The sequence below is a fragment of the Micromonospora sp. NPDC048063 genome (assembly GCF_043202855.1).
Lineage (GTDB): Bacteria > Actinomycetota > Actinomycetes > Mycobacteriales > Micromonosporaceae > Micromonospora.
On record NZ_JBIDBG010000036.1, the window covers coordinates 1 to 15,562 of the forward strand.

A 15,562-nucleotide genomic window follows, 5' to 3' on the forward strand; every position below is an offset into this window, starting at 1 on the left:
GCTCGGCAAGCCTGTACTGCGCATTCGTGACCCTCGCCGCAGCCCTCACCTGCCACAAGCGCTACCTCAAACTCACCACCTGAGACACGCTCTAAGCCGGGACGGGATTCTTCCGCGCCGGACAAGTGGCTGCCTGGGTGGGAGTTTTCTATGCCTTCGTGGCCGTGATTCAGCGAGTCAGCGGCTAAGGGGCCGGGCCGCCGGCACGTCATCTTTTGCAGGCTGCGGGGGTGTGGGGCACACAGGGGCACAAGACACCGTGAAATGTCGTGAAGTATCGACCAACCATGGCAGCCCGAGACGCCGCCTGAGCAGGCGTCGAGAAGCATCGCTGCTGGTGACCGGATAGCCGATCTAAGTTCCGCCTCAACGTCTGACGTTGGGTCCGGCTCAAACCGACCTCGTCCGTCTCGTTAGGGCATGCCCGCGTATCGAAGTGGGAGCGACGGTCGGGGCCGACGCCACGCGACGTAGGTCAGGATGGTAAACGTGATCAGAAGTACCACCGCGACGAGGATGATCAACCATCCAGATTGATCGCCAGCCTCACGCACCCTGAGGCATGGGTCGCCCTCGGCGTGGTGGACGCGAATGTACTCACCGATAGTAACAGCCCGGTTTGCATCGACCGTAACGCGCAGAACGGATTCGCACACCTCGTCGCGATTTGTAGTGAACTGAACTGTCAGGAAGGTTCTCGCTCCGCGATGCTCGACGTCCATCACCTCGGCGACTGCCTCTGATCCCCGACGCTCGTCTGTGATCGACCATGTGGCCAGGGCCGTGAGGACAATCGCAAAGACCAGACTGAACGCCGAGAACACCCGCAGGAGGTTTCGGCTTGGCCGTCGACGGTTCATGGCCGGACTTTAGAACGGGTCAGCAACGACGCTGGCGTGGTCAACGCGTCTACAGGTAGCCCACGCGTCGAGCTGGCCGCCACTGGGCCGTCGGGGCCGTCAAACGCCGACCAGAGCTGACCAGCAGCACCCGAAGAAACAGCAGGTCAGCCACCATGTGTTGGCGGCTGACCTGGGGGCGACGGACGAGTCGACCTGTACGCCGGATTCTGTGACCGGCACGCGCCCGAAGGCACGCGCCGGCGGCGGCCATCCATCTCGGCCTACCGTCGCCGGCAGGCTCCAGCGGCCTACCCGCAGACATCGGGCGGGCAGCCCTCAAGCGTCTGCGCGGGTCGTCATCCTGCGATGACAACCCTTTCTTGGCCTTGCTCCGGGTGGGGTTTACCGAGCCACCCCGGTCACCCGGGGTGCTGGTGGGCTCTTACCCCACCGTTTCACCCTTACCGTCCCCGATGGGGTCGGCGGTCTGTTTTCTGTGGCACTGTCCCGCGGGTCACCCCGGGTTGCCGTTAGCAACCACCCTGCCCTGTGGAGTCCGGACGTTCCTCGGCGGCGGGCCGGAAGCCCGCCGACGCGACCGCCCGGTCGACTCGTCCGTCGCGCACTCATCCTAACGACGCGCGCCCCGCGTCTATTGCCACCCCTTCCGGGAATAGGCGTCCACCACCCCGGGACACAGCGACCGGCGGCCGGGCAGGGGACGTAATAGCCTCTGGGGACCATGGACCTCTCCGACGTCGCGCTGCTGCTCACCGCCGGTCTCGCCGCGGGCACGGTCAACGCGGTGGCCGGCGGGGGCTCGCTCATCACGTTCCCGGCGATGATCGCCGTGGGCCTGCCGCCGGTGCCGGCGAACGTGAGCAACTCGGTGGCCGTCTTTCCCGGGTACGTGGCGAGCGTGGCGGGCAGCCGGCAGGACCTGCCGCGCGGGCGGGCGCTGGCCACGCTCGTGCCGACCACGATCGTCGGCACGGTCGCCGGCGCGCTGCTGCTGCTGGCCACCCCGGCCAGGGCGTTCGAGCTGGTCGTGCCCTTCCTGGTGCTCGGGGCGACGGCGGTGCTCGCCTTCCAGGACCCGCTGCGCCGGCTGGTCGGGCATCCGCGCGACCTGTCGCCGCGCCGCCGTACGGTCAGCGTGCAGGCCATGGTCGCGGTCGGCGCGGTGTACGGCGGCTACTTCGGCGCGGCGCTCGGAGTGATGCTGGTCGCCGGCCTGGCCCTGGTGCTGGACGCGACGCTGGCCCGGGTCAGCGCGATCAAGAACCTGCTCTCCGCCGCGGTCGGGTTGACCACGCTCGTGGTGTTCGCGCTGTTCGGCCCGGTGAACTGGGCGGCGGTCGCGCTGGTCGCCCCGGCGACGCTGGTCGGCGGGTACGCCGGCGCCCGGATCGTCCGCCGGCTGCCGCCGGTGGTGCTCAGGACCCTGATCGTGGTCTTCGGCTCGGTGATCGGGCTCTACCTGCTCTCGCGCGCCCTGCGCTGACCCGGCGCTGCGGGAGCGACGAGACCCCCGGGGCGGCCCGGGCCAGCGCGGGACAGGGACGCCGGTTCAGTACGCCTCGCCGACCGGCTCCTCCGGCGCGCGCTCGGCGTCGGCGGCAGCCCGGTTCCAGCGGGACCAGAGCACCCGCTCGCCGTGGCCGGCGGCCATCGCGTGCGCGCAGCCGAGATACACCAGCGCGCCGGCCGCGAGCACCGCGGAGCCGACCCAGAACGGCAGGGCGAGGGAGTGCTCGGCGAGCTTGCCGGAGAGGATCGGCGCGGGCGCGGCGGCGCCCCAGCGGACCAGGTTGAACGCGCCGGTGGCGAGCCGCCGGTCGCCGCCACCCAGGCCGAGCGCCAGGTCGGTGAGGTTGGCGTTGGCCAGCCCCATGAACAGGCCGGAGACGACGAGCACCACCAGCGACTGCGCGGTGCTGCCCGAGGTGGCGAAGAGGACCATGCAGACCAGCAGGCCGGCGATCGCGACGCCGACGGTCTGCACGGCGCCGATCCGGTGCGCGAGCCGGTGGCCGAGCAGCAGGATGCCGACGGCCAGGCCGATGCCCCAGCCGGTGAAGGCGAGCCCGAGCGGGATGACGTCCAGGTGCAGGAACAGCGGTGTGTAGCCGAGGACGACGAAGAAGACGAAGTTGTAGGCGGCGGTGACGACGCAGAGCGCGACGAACGCCGGCCGCCGGTAGGTGGCGAAGATCTGGCCCACCCGTACGGGCGGCTGCCGGTCGGCCGGCTCGCGCAGCCGGCGGGCGGCGACGGCGAGCGCGAGGACCATGAAGACGCCGCAGACGAAGAACGGCAGCCGCCAGCTGACCTCGCCGAGCAGGCCGCCGAGCAGCGGGCCGACGGCGAAGCCGAGGCCGAGCGCGGTCTCGAAGAGCCCGACCACCCACTCCCGGTCGACGGCGAGGCTGACCAGCACCACCATGGCCGTGGCGAAGAACATCGCGTTGCCCAGCCCCCAGAAGCCGCGCAGCACGGAGAGCTGCACGATGTCGCCGCTGAACGAGGCGAGGATCGCGGCGACGCCGACGATCGAGACCCCGGCGACGAGGACGGGCTTGAAGCCGAACCGGCCGCTGGCCAGCGTGGCGGGGATCATGCCGAGGGCCATCACCGCGATGTACGCGGTGAAGAGCAGCTCCACCTGCCAGTGGGTGACGCCGATGGCCTCGCCGATGGCGGGCAGGATCGGGTCGACGACGGCGATGCCGGAGATGGCGAGGAAGGCCACCAGCACGGTGGCGTAGATGGCACTGCGGTTCGGTTCGGAACGCCGATCCACTCCGCCTCCCAGATAGCTGTATAGTACAGGTAGTTTTCCTGTACTATACAGCCATGACGGACGACCGGACGACGGAGAGCGAGGACGACGTCCTCGGCCGGATCGAGACCGAGGTGGCGCTGCTGATGCGGCTCGGCGAGGCCACCCGGCGGGGCACCGGCAACGCCGAGCACCGGCTGCTCGACCGCGCGGCGTACGTCATCCTGCGCCACCTGGACCGCGCCGGCCCGCAGAACGTCTCCGCGCTCGCCGCCCGGCTCGAACTCGACGGCTCCACCGTCACCCGGCAGGTCTCGGCGATGCAGCGCGACGGGCTGATCGTGCGCGAGCCCGACCCCGCCGACGGGCGCGGCACCGTGGTCTCCCCCACCCCGATCGGCCTGCAACGCGTGGCCGCCGTCCGGGCCGCCCGCGCCCGGCTCTACGGCACCATCCTCGCCGACTGGCGCCCCGAGGACCGGCGGACCCTGGCCGAGATGCTGCACCGGCTCAACCAGTCCCTGGAGTCCCGCCCCCGCCGCTGAGCGGGCGGTGCCCGCCGCGTCGGCACCCGGGCACCCGCCGCGCGCCGGCACCCGGAGGCGCGTCGCCCCCGGGCCGGTCACGACCCGGGGGCGAACGGGCTGCGCGAGCCGCTCAGGCGACCGGTTCCGGGGCGGCGTCGGCGTCCCGGCGCCCACCTGGCACGACCCGCGGGTCGCCCTCGTCGGCGAAGTAGTCGTCCGGCGTGGTGCCGTCGCCGCCGTCGCGCACCTTCGCCGCCCGCAGCACCACCGTCAGCAGCGCCGCCACCGCCAGGTTGACCAGCACGGCCACGATCCCGACGTAGATCGTCTTCGGGGTGTCGAAGCCGAAGTCGCCCAGCGGGAACGCCGAGCCGCCGAAGTGCCTGCGCCCGGTGGCCGCGTTGGGGATCTGGTAGAGCATCCACATGCCCAGCCCCATGCCGGCGACCCAGCCGGCGACGAGCGCGCCCCGGTGGAACCAGCGGGTGTAGAGGCCCAGCGCCACCGCCGGCAGCGTCTGGAGGATGATCACGCCGCCGATGAGCTGGAGGTCGATGGAGAACTGCGGGTCGAGGAAGACGATGCAGGCCACCGCCCCGACCTTCACCACCAGCGAGGTGATCTTCGATACGTTCGCCTCCTGGGCCGGGGAGGCGTCCCGCTTCAGGTACTCCTTGTAGATGTTGCGGGTGAACAGGTTCGCCGCCGCGATCGACATGATCGCCGCCGGCACCAGCGCGCCGATCCCGATGGCCGCGTACGCGACGCCCGCGAACCAGTCGGGGAACTGCTGGTCGAACAGGACCGGCACCACGGTGTTGCTGTCCACGCTCCCTTCCTTCGCCCCGGGCAGCGGCTTCACCCCGGCCGCGATGGCCATGAAGCCGAGCAGCGCGATCAACCCGAGCAGCAGGCTGTACGCGGGCAGCGCCGACATGTTCCGCTTGATGACGCCCCGGTTCCGGCTGGCCAGCACGCCGGTGATGCTGTGCGGGTAGAGGAACAGCGCCAGCGCCGAGCCGAACGCCAGCGTGACGTACTGGAGCTGGTTGTTGGCGCCCAGCAGCACACCGTCGTTCGGGTTCGGCGACGCGTCGAACTTCGCGTCGGCGGCGTCGAAGATCTCGCCCCAGCCGCCGAGCTTGTACGGCAGCCAGATGACCGCCACCAGGATCACGATGTAGATCAGCGTGTCCTTGACGAACGCGATCAGCGCGGGGGCACGCAGCCCGGACTGGTAGGTGTACGCGGCCAGGATCGCGAACGCGACGATGATCGGCAGGTGCCGGGCCAGGGCGCTCTCGCCGGTGACCCCCATCGTCTTGAGCACCGCCTCGATACCGACCAGTTGCAGCGCGATGTAGGGCATCGTGGCCACGATGCCGGTGATCGCCACCAGCAGCGCCAGCACCGGGGAGTCGAACCGGCTGCGGACGAAGTCCGCCGGGGTGACGAAGCCGTGCCGGTGCGAGACGGACCAGAGCCGGCACAGCACCAGGAACACCAGCGGATAGATCACGATGGTGTACGGAACGGCGAAGAACCCGGCCGCGCCGGCCCCGAACATCAGCGCCGGCACCGCCACGAAGGTGTACGCCGTGTAGAGGTCACCGCCGACCAGGAACCAGGTGATCCAGCCGCCGAAGTTGCGCCCGCCCAGCCCCCACTCGTCGAGGTGGGCCATGTCCTTCGGGGCGCGCCACCGCGCGGCCACGAACCCCATCCCGCTGACCAGCAGGAACAGCAACGAGAAGACGATGATCTCGGTGAGGTGGTCCCGCCACATCAGCGCACCACCTTCGTTCGCGACTGCGGGGCTCGCAGGCCCGGCTCACTCCTCGCGCTCACCGGCCACCCCGCTTCTTCGTCATCTGGTACACCAGCGTCGTGGTGGCCACGCCGAGCAGGATGTAGGCGAGCTGGAGCCAGTAGAAGCGGGGGAAGCCGAGGACACGGGGCGAGTCGCCGTTGAAGAACGTCGGGATCAACGGCACCAGGATCGGAATGAAGAGCAACCAGTTCCAGGGGCTCTTGTCCTTCGCCCGGGTCGACGCGGTCGCCCGCGCCTCCGGATCCGGGGCGGCCGGTTCGGGTGCGGCCATCTGACACACCTCCGGGTGGTCGTGGATCGTCAGGTGACCGCCGGAGGTTACGGCCGTGTGACTGCCGTCACGTTCAGCCCGAGGGCGCTGCTGCGCCGAACGGTTGATCCGCTGCGCCAAATGGTGGGCCACCGATTGCCAAGTGGATCTGGCACCATGCCCTGATGCCGACCTTCTCGTCGTACGACGGCACGACCCTCGCCTACCATCGGCTCGGCGAGGGCCGGCCGCTGGTCTGCCTGCCGGGTGGCCCGGCCCAGGCGTCGCGCCACCTCGGCGACCTCGGCGGCCTGTCCGCCAGCCGGAAGCTGCTGCTGCTCGACAGCCGAGGCAGCGGCGACTCGGCAGTACCGGCTGACCCGGCCAGCTACCGCTGTGACCGGATCGTCGACGACGCCGAGGCGCTCCGCGCCCACCTGGGGCTGGACCGGATGGATCTCCTCGCTCACTCGGCCGGCGCGAGCGTCGCGCTGCTGTACGCCACCCGGTTCCCGCACCGCCTTCGCCGGCTGGTGCTGGTCACGCCGAGCCTGCGCCTGCTGCTCACCGCACCGCTCGGAATGGCGGAGGCGCACGCCCGCCGCGCCGACGAACCGTGGTACGCCGAGGCGACGTCGGCGATGGAGGCCTGGGGCGAGGCGATGACGCGCGGCGCCGACGACACGGAGATCAGCCCGCTGCGGCTTGCCGCCGCCCCGTTCTGGTACGGCGAGTGGACCGAGCGAGCCCGCGCCCACGCCGCCGAGCAGGAGAAAGACCGGGCACCCGCCCCGGCCGCCGGCTTCTACGCCGGGATCGACGTCGACCGCGCCGCCCTGCGCGGAGCCCTGGCCGACGTGGCGGTGCCGACCCTGGTCGTGGCCGGCGCGCTCGACGCCGCGCCGGCACCGGAGGCGGTCGACGAGCTGACCGGGCTCCTGCCGAAGGCCGACCTGGCGATGCTGCCGCACTCCAGCCACTTCCCGTTCGTCGACGAGCCCGAGGCGTTCGCGGCGGCCGTGGAACGGTTCCTCGCCGCCGGCTGACTCAGTCGGCGGACAGGTGGGCGGTGTCGTTGACCGTGCGCACGGCGACGCCGCCGTCGGGCCACATGTCCAGCACCGAGATGCCGGCCGCGTCCAGGAAGAGCCGGTGCAGGAAGCCGTCGCCGGCCGCGAGCGCGTCGCGCAGCACCAGCTTGATCGGCGAGACGTGCGAGACCACCACGACGGTCTCCCCGGGGTACGCGCGGCACAGCCCGTCGACCGCGCGGCGGCAGCGCTCGGCGACGTCGGTGAACGACTCCCCGTCGGGCGGGGCCACCCGCGTGGAGGCGAGCCAGGCGTCCATCTCCCCCGGCCACTCCTCGCGGACCTCGGCGAAGGTACGCCCCTCCCAGGCCCCGAAGTCGCACTCGACGAGGTCGTCGTCGCGACGGACCGGCACCCCGCCGAGCGCCCCGGCGATCGCCTCCGCGGTCTGCGTACACCGGGACAGGGGCGAACTGACCACGGCCGCGACGGACGGGGCCAGCGCGGCCACCCGGGCGGCCGTGGCCCGGGCCTGGGCCCGGCCCCGCTCGGACAGCGGCACGTCGCCGCGGCCGGAGTAGCGGCGCTGTTCGGTGTACGGGGTCTCGCCGTGCCGCACCAGGATCAGCCGGGTGGCGGTGAAGCTCGGCCGCGGCTCCCAGGAGGCGGGCGAGGTCGCCGGGTCCGTGCCGACGGTCGCCGCCGAGGCGGCGCGGGCGGCCACCTCGCGGGCCCTCGCCCGGGCGGCCGAATCGGGGCCGGCGACCTCGCGCGGGGGCTCCACGACGCGCGGCGGCTCGACCTCGGCCGGGGCGGCGCGGCCCGCGGCGGCGGCGTCCATGGCGGCGTTGGCGAGGCCGTCGGCGTGCCGGTTGCGCTCCCGGGGAATCCAGCTGAACCGGACCGCCGCGAAGCGGTCCACCAGACCGGCGGCCTGCGCGGCGAGCGGGCGCAGCCCCGGGTGCTTGATCTGCCAGCGGCCACACATCTGCTCGACCACCAGCTTCGAGTCCAGCCTGGCCTCGACCTCGCTGGCGCCCAGCTCGGCGGCCGCCTCCAGCCCGGCGATCAGCCCCCGGTACTCGGCGACGTTGTTGGTGGCGACGCCGATCGACTCGCTCCGCTCGGCCAGCACCTCACCGGTGCCCGGGTCGCGGACCACCGCGCCGTAACCGGCCGGGCCGGGGTTGCCCCGGGACCCGCCGTCGGCCTCGACGACGACCACGCGCGGCGCCACCGGCTACAGGCCGGACTCGTTGGTGCGGACCATGATGCGCCGGCACTCCTCGCAGCGGACGACCTCGTCCGGCGCCGCCTTGCGGATCCGGGCCAGGTCGGCGCCCGAGAGGTCCAGCCGGCAGCCGCCGCACCGGCCGGCGGTGAGCAGCGCCGCGCCGAGCCCCGAGTCCTCGCGGATCTTGTCGTACAGCTGGACCAGGTCGGCCGGGAGGTCGGCCGCGAGCGGCTGGCGGGCGCCGCGCTTGAACTCCTCCTCCTTGGCGATCCCGGCCAGGCTCTCGTCGCGGCGCCGCTCGGCGGCGTCCCGCTTCTCCCGGGCCTCGGCGAGCCGCTTCTCGACGCCGTCCAGCACGCCCTGGGCGGTCTCCCGCTGCTCCATCAGCTCCAGCTCGGCGTCCTCCAGGTCGCCCTGGCGGCGGTTGAGCGAGACCAGCTCGTGCTGGAGGGCCTCCAGCTCCCGGGCCGGGCCGTGGCCGGCGGCCAGCCGGTCCTCGTTCTTGGACTTGCGGGCCCGCACCTGGTCGACGTCCTTCTCCAGCCGGGCGATGTCCCGGTCCAGGTCGTCGACCGCCACCTGGGCGCGCACCCGCTCGTCCTCCAGCGCGGACAGCTCCCGGGCCAGCCCCTCCAGCTCGGCCCGCTCGGGCAGCGTGCGGCGGCGGTGGGCGAGCTGGGCGAGGGCGGTGTCGATCGCCTGGAGGTCGAGCAGGCGGCGCTGGACCTGCGGGTCAGCCTTCACGGTCGGGGCTCCTTGTCGTCCACCGCGGGTGGGGCGGCGTGTACGGTCCACGGGTCGGTGTCCAGGTCGGACACCAGCGTCTCGACGCCCGTCGCCTCCCGCAGGATGGCGGCCAGGTCGTCCAGCCAGGGTCGTTCGGTCGCCCAGTGGGCGGCGTCGAGCAGGGCCGGGCCGTCGGCGGCGAGGTGCTCGCCCGCCGGGTGGTGCCGCAGGTCGGCGGTGAGGAACGCGTCGACCCCGGCGGCGGTCGCGTCGGCGAGGAAACTGTCCCCCGCGCCGCCGCTGACCGCGAGGGTTCGAACCATACGCCCGGGATCCCCGGCGGCGCGAACTCCCCAGGCCGTGGCGGGCAGCACCGTGGCGGCGTGACGGGTCAGCTCCGCCAGGGTCATCGGCTCCGGCAGCTCGCCGATCCGGCCGATCCCCCGGCCGGCGCCGTGGGCCGGCGAGCCGGGCGCGGGCCGGTGCAGCGGGCGCAGCCCGGTCAGCCCGAACCGGGCGGCGAGCGCGTCGGAGACCCCCGGGTCGGCCACGTCGGCGTTGGTGTGCGCGACGTACAGCGCCACGTCGGCCTTGATCAGCCGGTGGACGATCCGGCCCTTGTAGGTCGTCGGGGCCACCGAGGAGACGCCGCGCAGCAGCAGCGGGTGGTGGGCGACGATCATGTCGACGCCGGCGTCGAGCGCCTCGGCGACCGTCTCGGGCACCACGTCGACCACGCAGAGGACCCGGCGCACCGGGGCGCACGGCTCGCCGAGCACCAGCCCGACCCGGTCCCACTCCTCGGCCCACGCCGGCGGGTAGCGCCGCTCCAGCTCGGCGACCACGTCGGAGACGGTCGGCGGGTCCGCGTTGGTGCTCACGGCGGGCCAGCTTACCGGCGCGGGCCGTGGCCGGGGGCGTCGCCCACCGACGCGACGGCGTGTCCCCGCCTCTGCCGGCGGCGCGCCCGGTGCAAGGAAGGGCCCCTTGCTAACGCATTGCGTTAGCAAGGGGCCCTTCCTTGCACCTCAGGCGGCGGGGCAGAGGCGGTCCCGGACGGCGGCCAGGCCCGCCGCCCACGGGAAGGCGTGCACGTGGCGCTCGCCGGTTCCGGGCGGGTGCAGCGGGACGACGTGGTCGCCGAAGAGCACCGTCACCCCCCACTCCGTGAGCCGGGCGATGCCGGCCCGGAAGGCCGGGTGGGCCGCCATCGCCGCGTTGGTGTACGGCACCGCCACCAGCGGCACCCCCAGTCCCTGCGCCTCGACCAGCAGCCCGAGGGCCAGCGTGTCGGTGATCCCGGCCGCCCACTTGTTGACCGTGTTGACCGTCGCCGGGCAGACGATCATCGCGTCCGCCGGCGGCAGCACGTCGAGGTCACCCGGGTTCTTGTAGTGGGTGCGGACCGGGTGCCCCGTCTGCCGGGCCAGCGCGGCCCGGTCGACGAACTTCGCGCCGTCCGGCGTGGTGACCACACAGACGTCCCAGCCGTCCTGCTGGGCCAGCTCCACGAGCCGGCCGACGTGGCGGGCCAGCGGCGAACCGCAGGCGATGACGTAGAGCACCTCGCGGCGCTCGCTGCTCGGGTGCGGGCCGGTCATCAGGCCGGCTCCGCGCTCATACCCCTACTCCCATGTGCTCAGCCAACTCCGCAATCGGAGAAGGCGGCGCACCACGTGTGCGACGCAAGATGTCCGACATCACCTCGTGCGCGATCGGCCGGCAGCGGATCTCCGACGGGGCGAGGCGGTCGCCGCGCAACAGCATCTCGCCGGCGTTGGACACGTCGCCGACCTGGGCGAAGCCCCGGGCGATGTCGAGCAGGTGGTGGGCCCGGCGCTCGGGCAGCAGCGCGTTGAACGCCGGCTCCTGGATCCGCTGCTGGTGGACCTCCACCGCGCGGCCCCCGTCGCCCAGCTCGACCGCGGCGGCCGCCCGGTGCAGCTCCAGGTTGGTCGGCCCGAACGAGGTCCAGTAGTGGTTGTGGTCGCCGCCCAGCAGGGTCGCCGCCTCCTGCGCGCCGTTGATCAGGTCGCCGACCGTGGCGGAGTCGCCGATCCGGGCGGCGGCCATCGCGCCCTGGAGCAGCAGCATCCCGTAGACCGAGAGGCGGGCCGGGGACGCCTCGTTGCTGCCGCCGGGGGCGAGCCGGTTGGCGATGGTGACGTTGAGTTCGAGGGCGGGGCGGGGCCGGCCCATCGCCACCAGCGCGTTGCAGACCCGGGTGGTGGCGATGCCGGCCAGCAGCGGGTCGTCGGCCCGCTGGGCGACCGCCATCGAGCGGTCGGCGGCCAGCCAGGCCAGGTCGCACTCGCCCAGCTTCCGCAGCACCGACGAGGCGATCTGGTAGACCTGGCCGAGCAGGTGGGCCGCCTCCCGGCCCTCGTCGCCGCCGTAGCCGGCGTCGGCGGCCTGGGCGTCGCGCAGCAGCTTCGGCAGCGCCCGGGTGAGCATCCCGTAGCGGCCGTACTGGTAGGTCAGCCAGGCGTGGTTGACGGCCTTGCGCATGTCGTCCAGCGGGGGCGGGTACGGCGCGGCGTCGAAGTACGCGCTCATCGAGTCGTACCGCTCCAGGGCCGCCCGGATCTCCTGCACCTCGATCTGGTCGATGCAGTTCAACGCGTCCGTACGCCGCTCCGGGTCCTTGCCGAGCAGCAGTTGCACGTCGACCTGGAGGATGTCGGCGATCTCGTAGAGGACGGAGAACTTGTCCAGCCGGCGCACCCCGCGCTCGACCTTGTCCACCCAGCTCTTCGACTTGCCCAGCCGGTCCGCGAAGACCTGCTGGGACATCTTGCGCCGCCCCCGCCAGTAGGCCACCCGCCGCCCTATGGGTAACTCGTCCATCTGCCCATCCCTCCCCTGTCTGGCCTCGGCCTGCGGCCGGGTCGACCCATCGCGGTTGCGGGCGCGGTACGCCTCAGGTTTCCGCTGGTCGCACAGCGTGTACGTCAGCCGTACAGCCAGTTCTCGTATTTTTCGTGCAAGTTGCATGAGCCGTTCGTCAGCTCAACGATCGCGGGTTACGGCAGTGACGGTGCTCGACATGCGACCTGGACGCCGACCGGGTACGGCGAAGGGAGATGGCACATGTGGGGGAACGTCGGGCCGCGCGTCGTGCAACTGTCGCCCTTGGAACGCGTACGGCTGCGTCGGGTGGCCGTGCGCTACGCGGCGCACGGCTGGGACGTCACCCCCGGCGCCTGCCTCGCCCGCAGCCGCTTCGTCTGCGGGCGGGCCGGTTGTCCCACGGTCGGCTGCCACCCGGCGCTGGAGAACTGGGAGCACGCGGCGAGCGCCGACCCGGCCCGGGTGGCAACCTGGTGGCGCACCCGGCCGCACGGCGTGCTGCTGCCCACCGGGCGGGCGTTCGACGTGCTGGAGGTCCCCACGCACCTCGGCCGCCACGTCCTGGACGCGGTGCAGACCCACCCGGCCGGCGTCGGCGTACGCGGGCCGGTGCTGGTGACCCCGACCGGCCGCTGGATGTTCCTGGTCCGCCCCGGCGATCCGCTCCGCCCCGAGTTGGACCACTGCTTCCACGTGGTCCGGCACGGTCCCGGCTCGTGGATCCCGGCCCCGCCGACCCGGCTGCCCGAGGGCACCGTCCGCTGGGCGGTCGCGCCCGAGCAGGCCCGCTGGCAGTTGCCGGACTCCTACCTGGTGCAGAACGCCCTGATCGACGCCCTGCGGGCCACCGGCGTGACGCTCACCTCCGACCTCCTCCCCGGGCACCTGCCGCTGCCCCGCCGAGGCATGTGACCGCCTCCCCTCGACGGCCGCACGGAGCGCCTGTTCCCGCCGAGCAGATCGGACGCGACGCCGGAGCACCGGTTCCCGCCCAGCGGGGTCGGACGCGACGCCGGAGGGCTGGTGCTCGTTGAGCACGGCGACGGCGCGTCCGCGCCGGGAGCGGGGGGTTACATGTCCACCGATGACGCCGCGCGTCAGCCGGGCGGGGCCGAGCCGCCGCCCCGCCACCACCGGCCGCGCCGCCGCTGGGCGGCCACCCGCCCCGCCGGCTCCCGCCCAGGTCGCCCGCGCCCGGTCGGCTCCCGCCCGGCCACCACCCACCGCCCCTTCCGCTAACCCATTCCACCCACCCCACCCCACCCGGGCCCTCGCCCTACCCGCGCCCCTGCCCTGCCCCACCCGCGTCCCCGCCCCGCCCAGCCTCGCCCCGCCTCGCCTCGCCTCGGCGATCTTGCGCTTTGTGCCCGGGCATACCGGCCATTCAGCATGAAACGAGGGCCGAAACTGCAAGATCGCGGGAGCGAGGGGGGCGGGAGCGCGGGAGCGGGAGCGAGGGGGGCGGGAGCGAGGGGGCGGGGGCGGGTCAGGGGGTTTGGGGGAGGGCGGTGGAGTGCAGGTAGCGGGCGTCGTCGGTGATGACGGCGTGCTGGTGGTCGCGGAGCGTGTCGAGCCAGCCGATGCCGGCGGCGCCCATCGCCACGGCCGCGGTGGCGTACGCGTCGGCCAGGCCCAGGTCGGGGCCGACCACGGTGACCGAGCGCAACCCCCGGGCCGGCGCACCCCGACGCGGGTCCAGCACGTGGTGGCCCCGCTCGTAGACGCCGGAGGTGGCCACGGCCAGGTCGGTGCCGGTGAGCACCAGACAGGTGGCCATCGGGTCCCACGGGTGCCGGACACCGATCCGCCAGGGCCGCCCGGAGGAGGATCGGCCGCGCGCCCGCACGTCGCCGCCCGCGTTGAGGCAGTGGTTCGCCGCCCCGGCGGCGAGCAGCCGGTCCGAGGCGACCTGCGCCGCCCAGCCCTTCACGTAGCCGGACGGGTCGAGCCGGCCGGTGGCGTACGCGTCGAAGTAGCCGTCGGTGCCGGCCCACAGGTCGGCGCAGCGCGCGAGCACGAGCCGCAGGTCCGCGCCGGCCTCGGCGAGCGGCAGCTCGCCCCGGTCGACACGGCACACCTCGCTGTCGGCCCGGTACGTGCTGAACCGCGCGTCCACCTCGCGCAGCCAGGCGAACACGCCCCCGGCCAGTTCGTCCAGCTCGGCGGCGGGCAGGTCGTCGGCGAGGTCGAGGCTGATCGCGCTGCCCATGACGTGCTCGACGCGGCGCAGCCCGGGCCGGGCCGCCGCCCGACCCCCGCCCGGGGCGCACCCCGGCGACGTGCACCCGCCCGGGGCACACGCTGGCGGCACGCACCCGCCCGGGGCACGTCGCGGCACCGCCGCCGAGGCCGGCACGTCAGTTCGCCGGTCGATCGCGGCCTGCAACGACCGCGCTCGTCGAGCCGGTCGCGCCGCTCGCGCAGCTGCGCCGGGGTCAGCTTCAGCGTCGGCAGCTCGGCGAGCTTCAGTTCGGCCTTCGTCGGGGCGATCCGGTCGGGGTCGAGTTGCCAGCGCAGCCAGCCGTCGATGCCGCGTTCCTTGATCTCGGCGACGACCTGCGGCGTGGCGCCGAAGGTGGCACGGCGGGCCAGGTGCAGGACCGGATCCTTGGCGAGCACGGTCCTGACGGTCACCCTGGTCCCCGCGGCGGCAGCCGCCGGCCCCGAGAAGGTACGGCCACCGGCCGGGCTGTTCTTCTTCAGCGCCTCGCCGGCCCGGGAGCCCATGTAGCTATCGTTCTGCTCGGTGTAGGTGCGCACCGTGCTCGGCTGCTGCCCGCTCGGACGGGCGGGGGTGCCGTCGGTCACCGTGGTGCCGGTGGCGTCGCCGGCCGACACGTCGTCGCCGAAGAGGCCGCGGACCTGCGGGGTCATCGCCAGGGCCGCGCCGCCCGCGACCACGGCGGCGGTGCCGCCGAGGGCCGCGAGGGCCCTGCGCCGGCCGACTCCGCGGCCCGGCTCGTCGTCATCGTCCAGGTTGGGCAGTCCGGCGCCGGTCGACGGCGCGGCGGCCTGCTGGGCGAAGCCGTCCGGGCCGATCCACCGCGGGCCGCGCGCGGCCGGGTGGCCGGCGTGTGCGTACGGCCCGCGCGGGTCGACCGGGTATCCACCGGGGTGCGGGGCGGGGGCGTCGTAGCCGTACGGCGCGGTGTGGCTGTCGCGGTGTCCGTCGTAGGCGGGGTGCTGGCGTCCGTCCCGGCCGCGTTCGTCCCACGGTCGGCGTGGTGGCACATTCTGGTCGGCCATGAACCAATCCGTTCTCCACGCGCCGCGACGACTGCGATCGGGCAAGGGGGTGCAGGTGCGGCGACTCGTGCCTAAGGGGGTTTACGGGACGGTAACCAAGGCCCCAGGGGCCATCAAGCAAACGCGGAGAGCGCTCACGAGGGCACTTAGAGGTCCTAACAAAATGATCTCCGGGCCTGTCGTCCTTTGTAGAGAGTGATCTACGATGTCGGGCCGTGAGGCGTGGTGAGCAGCCGCCGTGGA

Annotated in this window: 15 protein-coding genes, 1 other RNA gene and 1 pseudogene; 5 read left to right on the forward strand and 12 right to left on the reverse strand. The window is 73.3% G+C overall.

Annotated features, from left to right (window positions below; all coding sequences use genetic code 11):
* Positions 1–413: 413 nt before the first annotated feature.
* Both ACGFZ2_RS34080 and rnpB read right to left on the reverse strand, forming a co-directional pair.
* Positions 414–860: a hypothetical protein gene (locus tag ACGFZ2_RS34080; RefSeq protein WP_393460966.1), complete on the reverse strand. Its 447-nt coding sequence runs from the start codon at positions 858–860 to the stop codon at positions 414–416.
* Positions 861–1,042: 182 nt separating this feature from the next.
* An RNA gene (gene rnpB, locus ACGFZ2_RS34085) (RNase P RNA component class A) lies at positions 1,043–1,456 on the reverse strand.
* Between the two features lie 128 nt (positions 1,457–1,584).
* Here rnpB and ACGFZ2_RS34090 point away from each other — a divergent pair.
* A complete protein-coding gene (locus ACGFZ2_RS34090; RefSeq protein WP_393460969.1) occupies positions 1,585–2,346 on the forward strand; it encodes a sulfite exporter TauE/SafE family protein in 762 nt (253 codons plus the stop codon).
* A 66-nt stretch (positions 2,347–2,412) separates the two neighbouring features.
* On the opposite strand, the gene ACGFZ2_RS34095 is transcribed toward ACGFZ2_RS34090, so the two are convergent.
* Positions 2,413–3,645, reverse strand: a complete 1,233-nt coding sequence (locus ACGFZ2_RS34095) for an MFS transporter (protein ID WP_393263082.1) — start codon at positions 3,643–3,645, stop codon at positions 2,413–2,415.
* Positions 3,646–3,698: 53 nt separating this feature from the next.
* Here ACGFZ2_RS34095 and ACGFZ2_RS34100 point away from each other — a divergent pair, with 53 nt between their 5' ends.
* Positions 3,699–4,169, forward strand: coding sequence for a MarR family winged helix-turn-helix transcriptional regulator (locus ACGFZ2_RS34100; RefSeq protein ID WP_393263084.1), 471 nt, complete (start codon positions 3,699–3,701; stop codon positions 4,167–4,169).
* Between the two features lie 112 nt (positions 4,170–4,281).
* Here ACGFZ2_RS34100 and mctP read toward each other — a convergent pair whose 3' ends face one another.
* Together mctP and ACGFZ2_RS34110 are read right to left on the reverse strand one after the other, a co-directional pair.
* Positions 4,282–5,937, reverse strand: a complete 1,656-nt coding sequence (gene mctP, locus ACGFZ2_RS34105; protein WP_393460972.1) for a monocarboxylate uptake permease MctP — start codon at positions 5,935–5,937, stop codon at positions 4,282–4,284.
* Between the two features lie 58 nt (positions 5,938–5,995).
* Entirely contained in the window at positions 5,996–6,253 is a 258-nt protein-coding gene (locus ACGFZ2_RS34110) for a DUF3311 domain-containing protein (RefSeq protein WP_393263087.1), read from the reverse strand.
* 164 nt (positions 6,254–6,417) lie between these two features.
* Here ACGFZ2_RS34110 and ACGFZ2_RS34115 point away from each other — a divergent pair, with 164 nt between their 5' ends.
* Complete coding sequence (locus tag ACGFZ2_RS34115; RefSeq protein ID WP_393460975.1) at positions 6,418–7,278, forward strand: alpha/beta fold hydrolase; 861 nt, start codon at positions 6,418–6,420, stop codon at positions 7,276–7,278.
* Between the two features lies 1 nt (position 7,279).
* On the opposite strand, the gene ACGFZ2_RS34120 is transcribed toward ACGFZ2_RS34115, so the two are convergent.
* The 5 genes from ACGFZ2_RS34120 to ACGFZ2_RS34140 all read right to left on the reverse strand — a co-directional run bounded on the left by ACGFZ2_RS34120 (position 7,280) and on the right by ACGFZ2_RS34140 (position 12,070).
* Positions 7,280–8,500: a bifunctional RNase H/acid phosphatase gene (locus tag ACGFZ2_RS34120; RefSeq protein WP_393263089.1), complete on the reverse strand. Its 1,221-nt coding sequence runs from the start codon at positions 8,498–8,500 to the stop codon at positions 7,280–7,282.
* 3 nt (positions 8,501–8,503) lie between these two features.
* Positions 8,504–9,241: a zinc ribbon domain-containing protein gene (locus tag ACGFZ2_RS34125; RefSeq protein ID WP_393263091.1), complete on the reverse strand. Its 738-nt coding sequence runs from the start codon at positions 9,239–9,241 to the stop codon at positions 8,504–8,506.
* The gene (locus ACGFZ2_RS34130; RefSeq protein ID WP_357694704.1) at positions 9,238–10,068 is read right to left on the reverse strand and encodes a Nif3-like dinuclear metal center hexameric protein; all 831 of its coding nucleotides are present in this window, start codon (positions 10,066–10,068) and stop codon (positions 9,238–9,240) included. Before ACGFZ2_RS34130 ends, ACGFZ2_RS34125 begins: the two co-directional genes overlap by 4 nt.
* Positions 10,069–10,251: 183 nt before the next feature.
* Positions 10,252–10,824 carry a flavoprotein gene (locus ACGFZ2_RS34135; protein ID WP_393263092.1) on the reverse strand — a complete coding sequence of 191 codons (573 nt, stop codon included), beginning with the start codon at positions 10,822–10,824 and terminating at the stop codon, positions 10,252–10,254.
* Positions 10,825–10,840: 16 nt separating this feature from the next.
* Entirely contained in the window at positions 10,841–12,070 is a 1,230-nt protein-coding gene (locus ACGFZ2_RS34140; protein WP_393263093.1) for a helix-turn-helix domain-containing protein, read from the reverse strand.
* A 243-nt stretch (positions 12,071–12,313) separates the two neighbouring features.
* Between ACGFZ2_RS34140 and ACGFZ2_RS34145 the strand changes: the two genes are divergently transcribed.
* On the forward strand, positions 12,314–12,985 hold the full coding sequence (locus ACGFZ2_RS34145) for a bifunctional DNA primase/polymerase (RefSeq protein ID WP_350707799.1): 672 nt from the start codon (positions 12,314–12,316) through the stop codon (positions 12,983–12,985).
* A gap of 574 nt (positions 12,986–13,559) precedes the next feature.
* Here ACGFZ2_RS34145 and ACGFZ2_RS34150 read toward each other — a convergent pair.
* Both ACGFZ2_RS34150 and ACGFZ2_RS34155 read right to left on the reverse strand, forming a co-directional pair.
* The gene (locus ACGFZ2_RS34150) at positions 13,560–14,282 is read right to left on the reverse strand and encodes an FAD:protein FMN transferase (RefSeq protein ID WP_393460978.1); all 723 of its coding nucleotides are present in this window, start codon (positions 14,280–14,282) and stop codon (positions 13,560–13,562) included.
* Positions 14,283–14,485: 203 nt separating this feature from the next.
* Positions 14,486–14,707 (reverse strand): annotated as a pseudogene (locus ACGFZ2_RS34155) (DUF1800 family protein); the annotation flags it as partial.
* On the opposite strand from ACGFZ2_RS34155, the gene ACGFZ2_RS34160 reads away from it, so the two are divergent.
* Positions 14,682–14,804 carry a hypothetical protein gene (locus ACGFZ2_RS34160; RefSeq protein WP_393460981.1) on the forward strand — a complete coding sequence of 41 codons (123 nt, stop codon included), beginning with the start codon at positions 14,682–14,684 and terminating at the stop codon, positions 14,802–14,804. The pseudogene ACGFZ2_RS34155 and the gene ACGFZ2_RS34160 sit on opposite strands and share 26 nt — an antisense overlap.
* Positions 14,805–15,562 lie beyond the last annotated feature (758 nt).

What these genes read in the sequence shown, in the direction of transcription:
- ACGFZ2_RS34080 (WP_393460966.1), bottom strand. Translation starts at nt 860, where the DNA reads ATGAACCGTCGACGGCCAAGCCGAAACCTCCTGCGGGTGTTCTCGGCG.
- ACGFZ2_RS34090 (WP_393460969.1), top strand. Translation starts at nt 1,585, where the DNA reads ATGGACCTCTCCGACGTCGCGCTGCTGCTCACCGCCGGTCTCGCCGCG.
- ACGFZ2_RS34100 (WP_393263084.1), top strand. Translation starts at nt 3,699, where the DNA reads ATGACGGACGACCGGACGACGGAGAGCGAGGACGACGTCCTCGGCCGG.
- mctP (WP_393460972.1), bottom strand. Translation starts at nt 5,937, where the DNA reads ATGTGGCGGGACCACCTCACCGAGATCATCGTCTTCTCGTTGCTGTTC.
- ACGFZ2_RS34110 (WP_393263087.1), bottom strand. Translation starts at nt 6,253, where the DNA reads ATGGCCGCACCCGAACCGGCCGCCCCGGATCCGGAGGCGCGGGCGACC.
- ACGFZ2_RS34115 (WP_393460975.1), top strand. Translation starts at nt 6,418, where the DNA reads ATGCCGACCTTCTCGTCGTACGACGGCACGACCCTCGCCTACCATCGG.
- ACGFZ2_RS34135 (WP_393263092.1), bottom strand. Translation starts at nt 10,824, where the DNA reads ATGACCGGCCCGCACCCGAGCAGCGAGCGCCGCGAGGTGCTCTACGTC.
- ACGFZ2_RS34140 (WP_393263093.1), bottom strand. Translation starts at nt 12,070, where the DNA reads ATGGACGAGTTACCCATAGGGCGGCGGGTGGCCTACTGGCGGGGGCGG.
- ACGFZ2_RS34145 (WP_350707799.1), top strand. Translation starts at nt 12,314, where the DNA reads ATGTGGGGGAACGTCGGGCCGCGCGTCGTGCAACTGTCGCCCTTGGAA.
- ACGFZ2_RS34150 (WP_393460978.1), bottom strand. Translation starts at nt 14,282, where the DNA reads ATGGGCAGCGCGATCAGCCTCGACCTCGCCGACGACCTGCCCGCCGCC.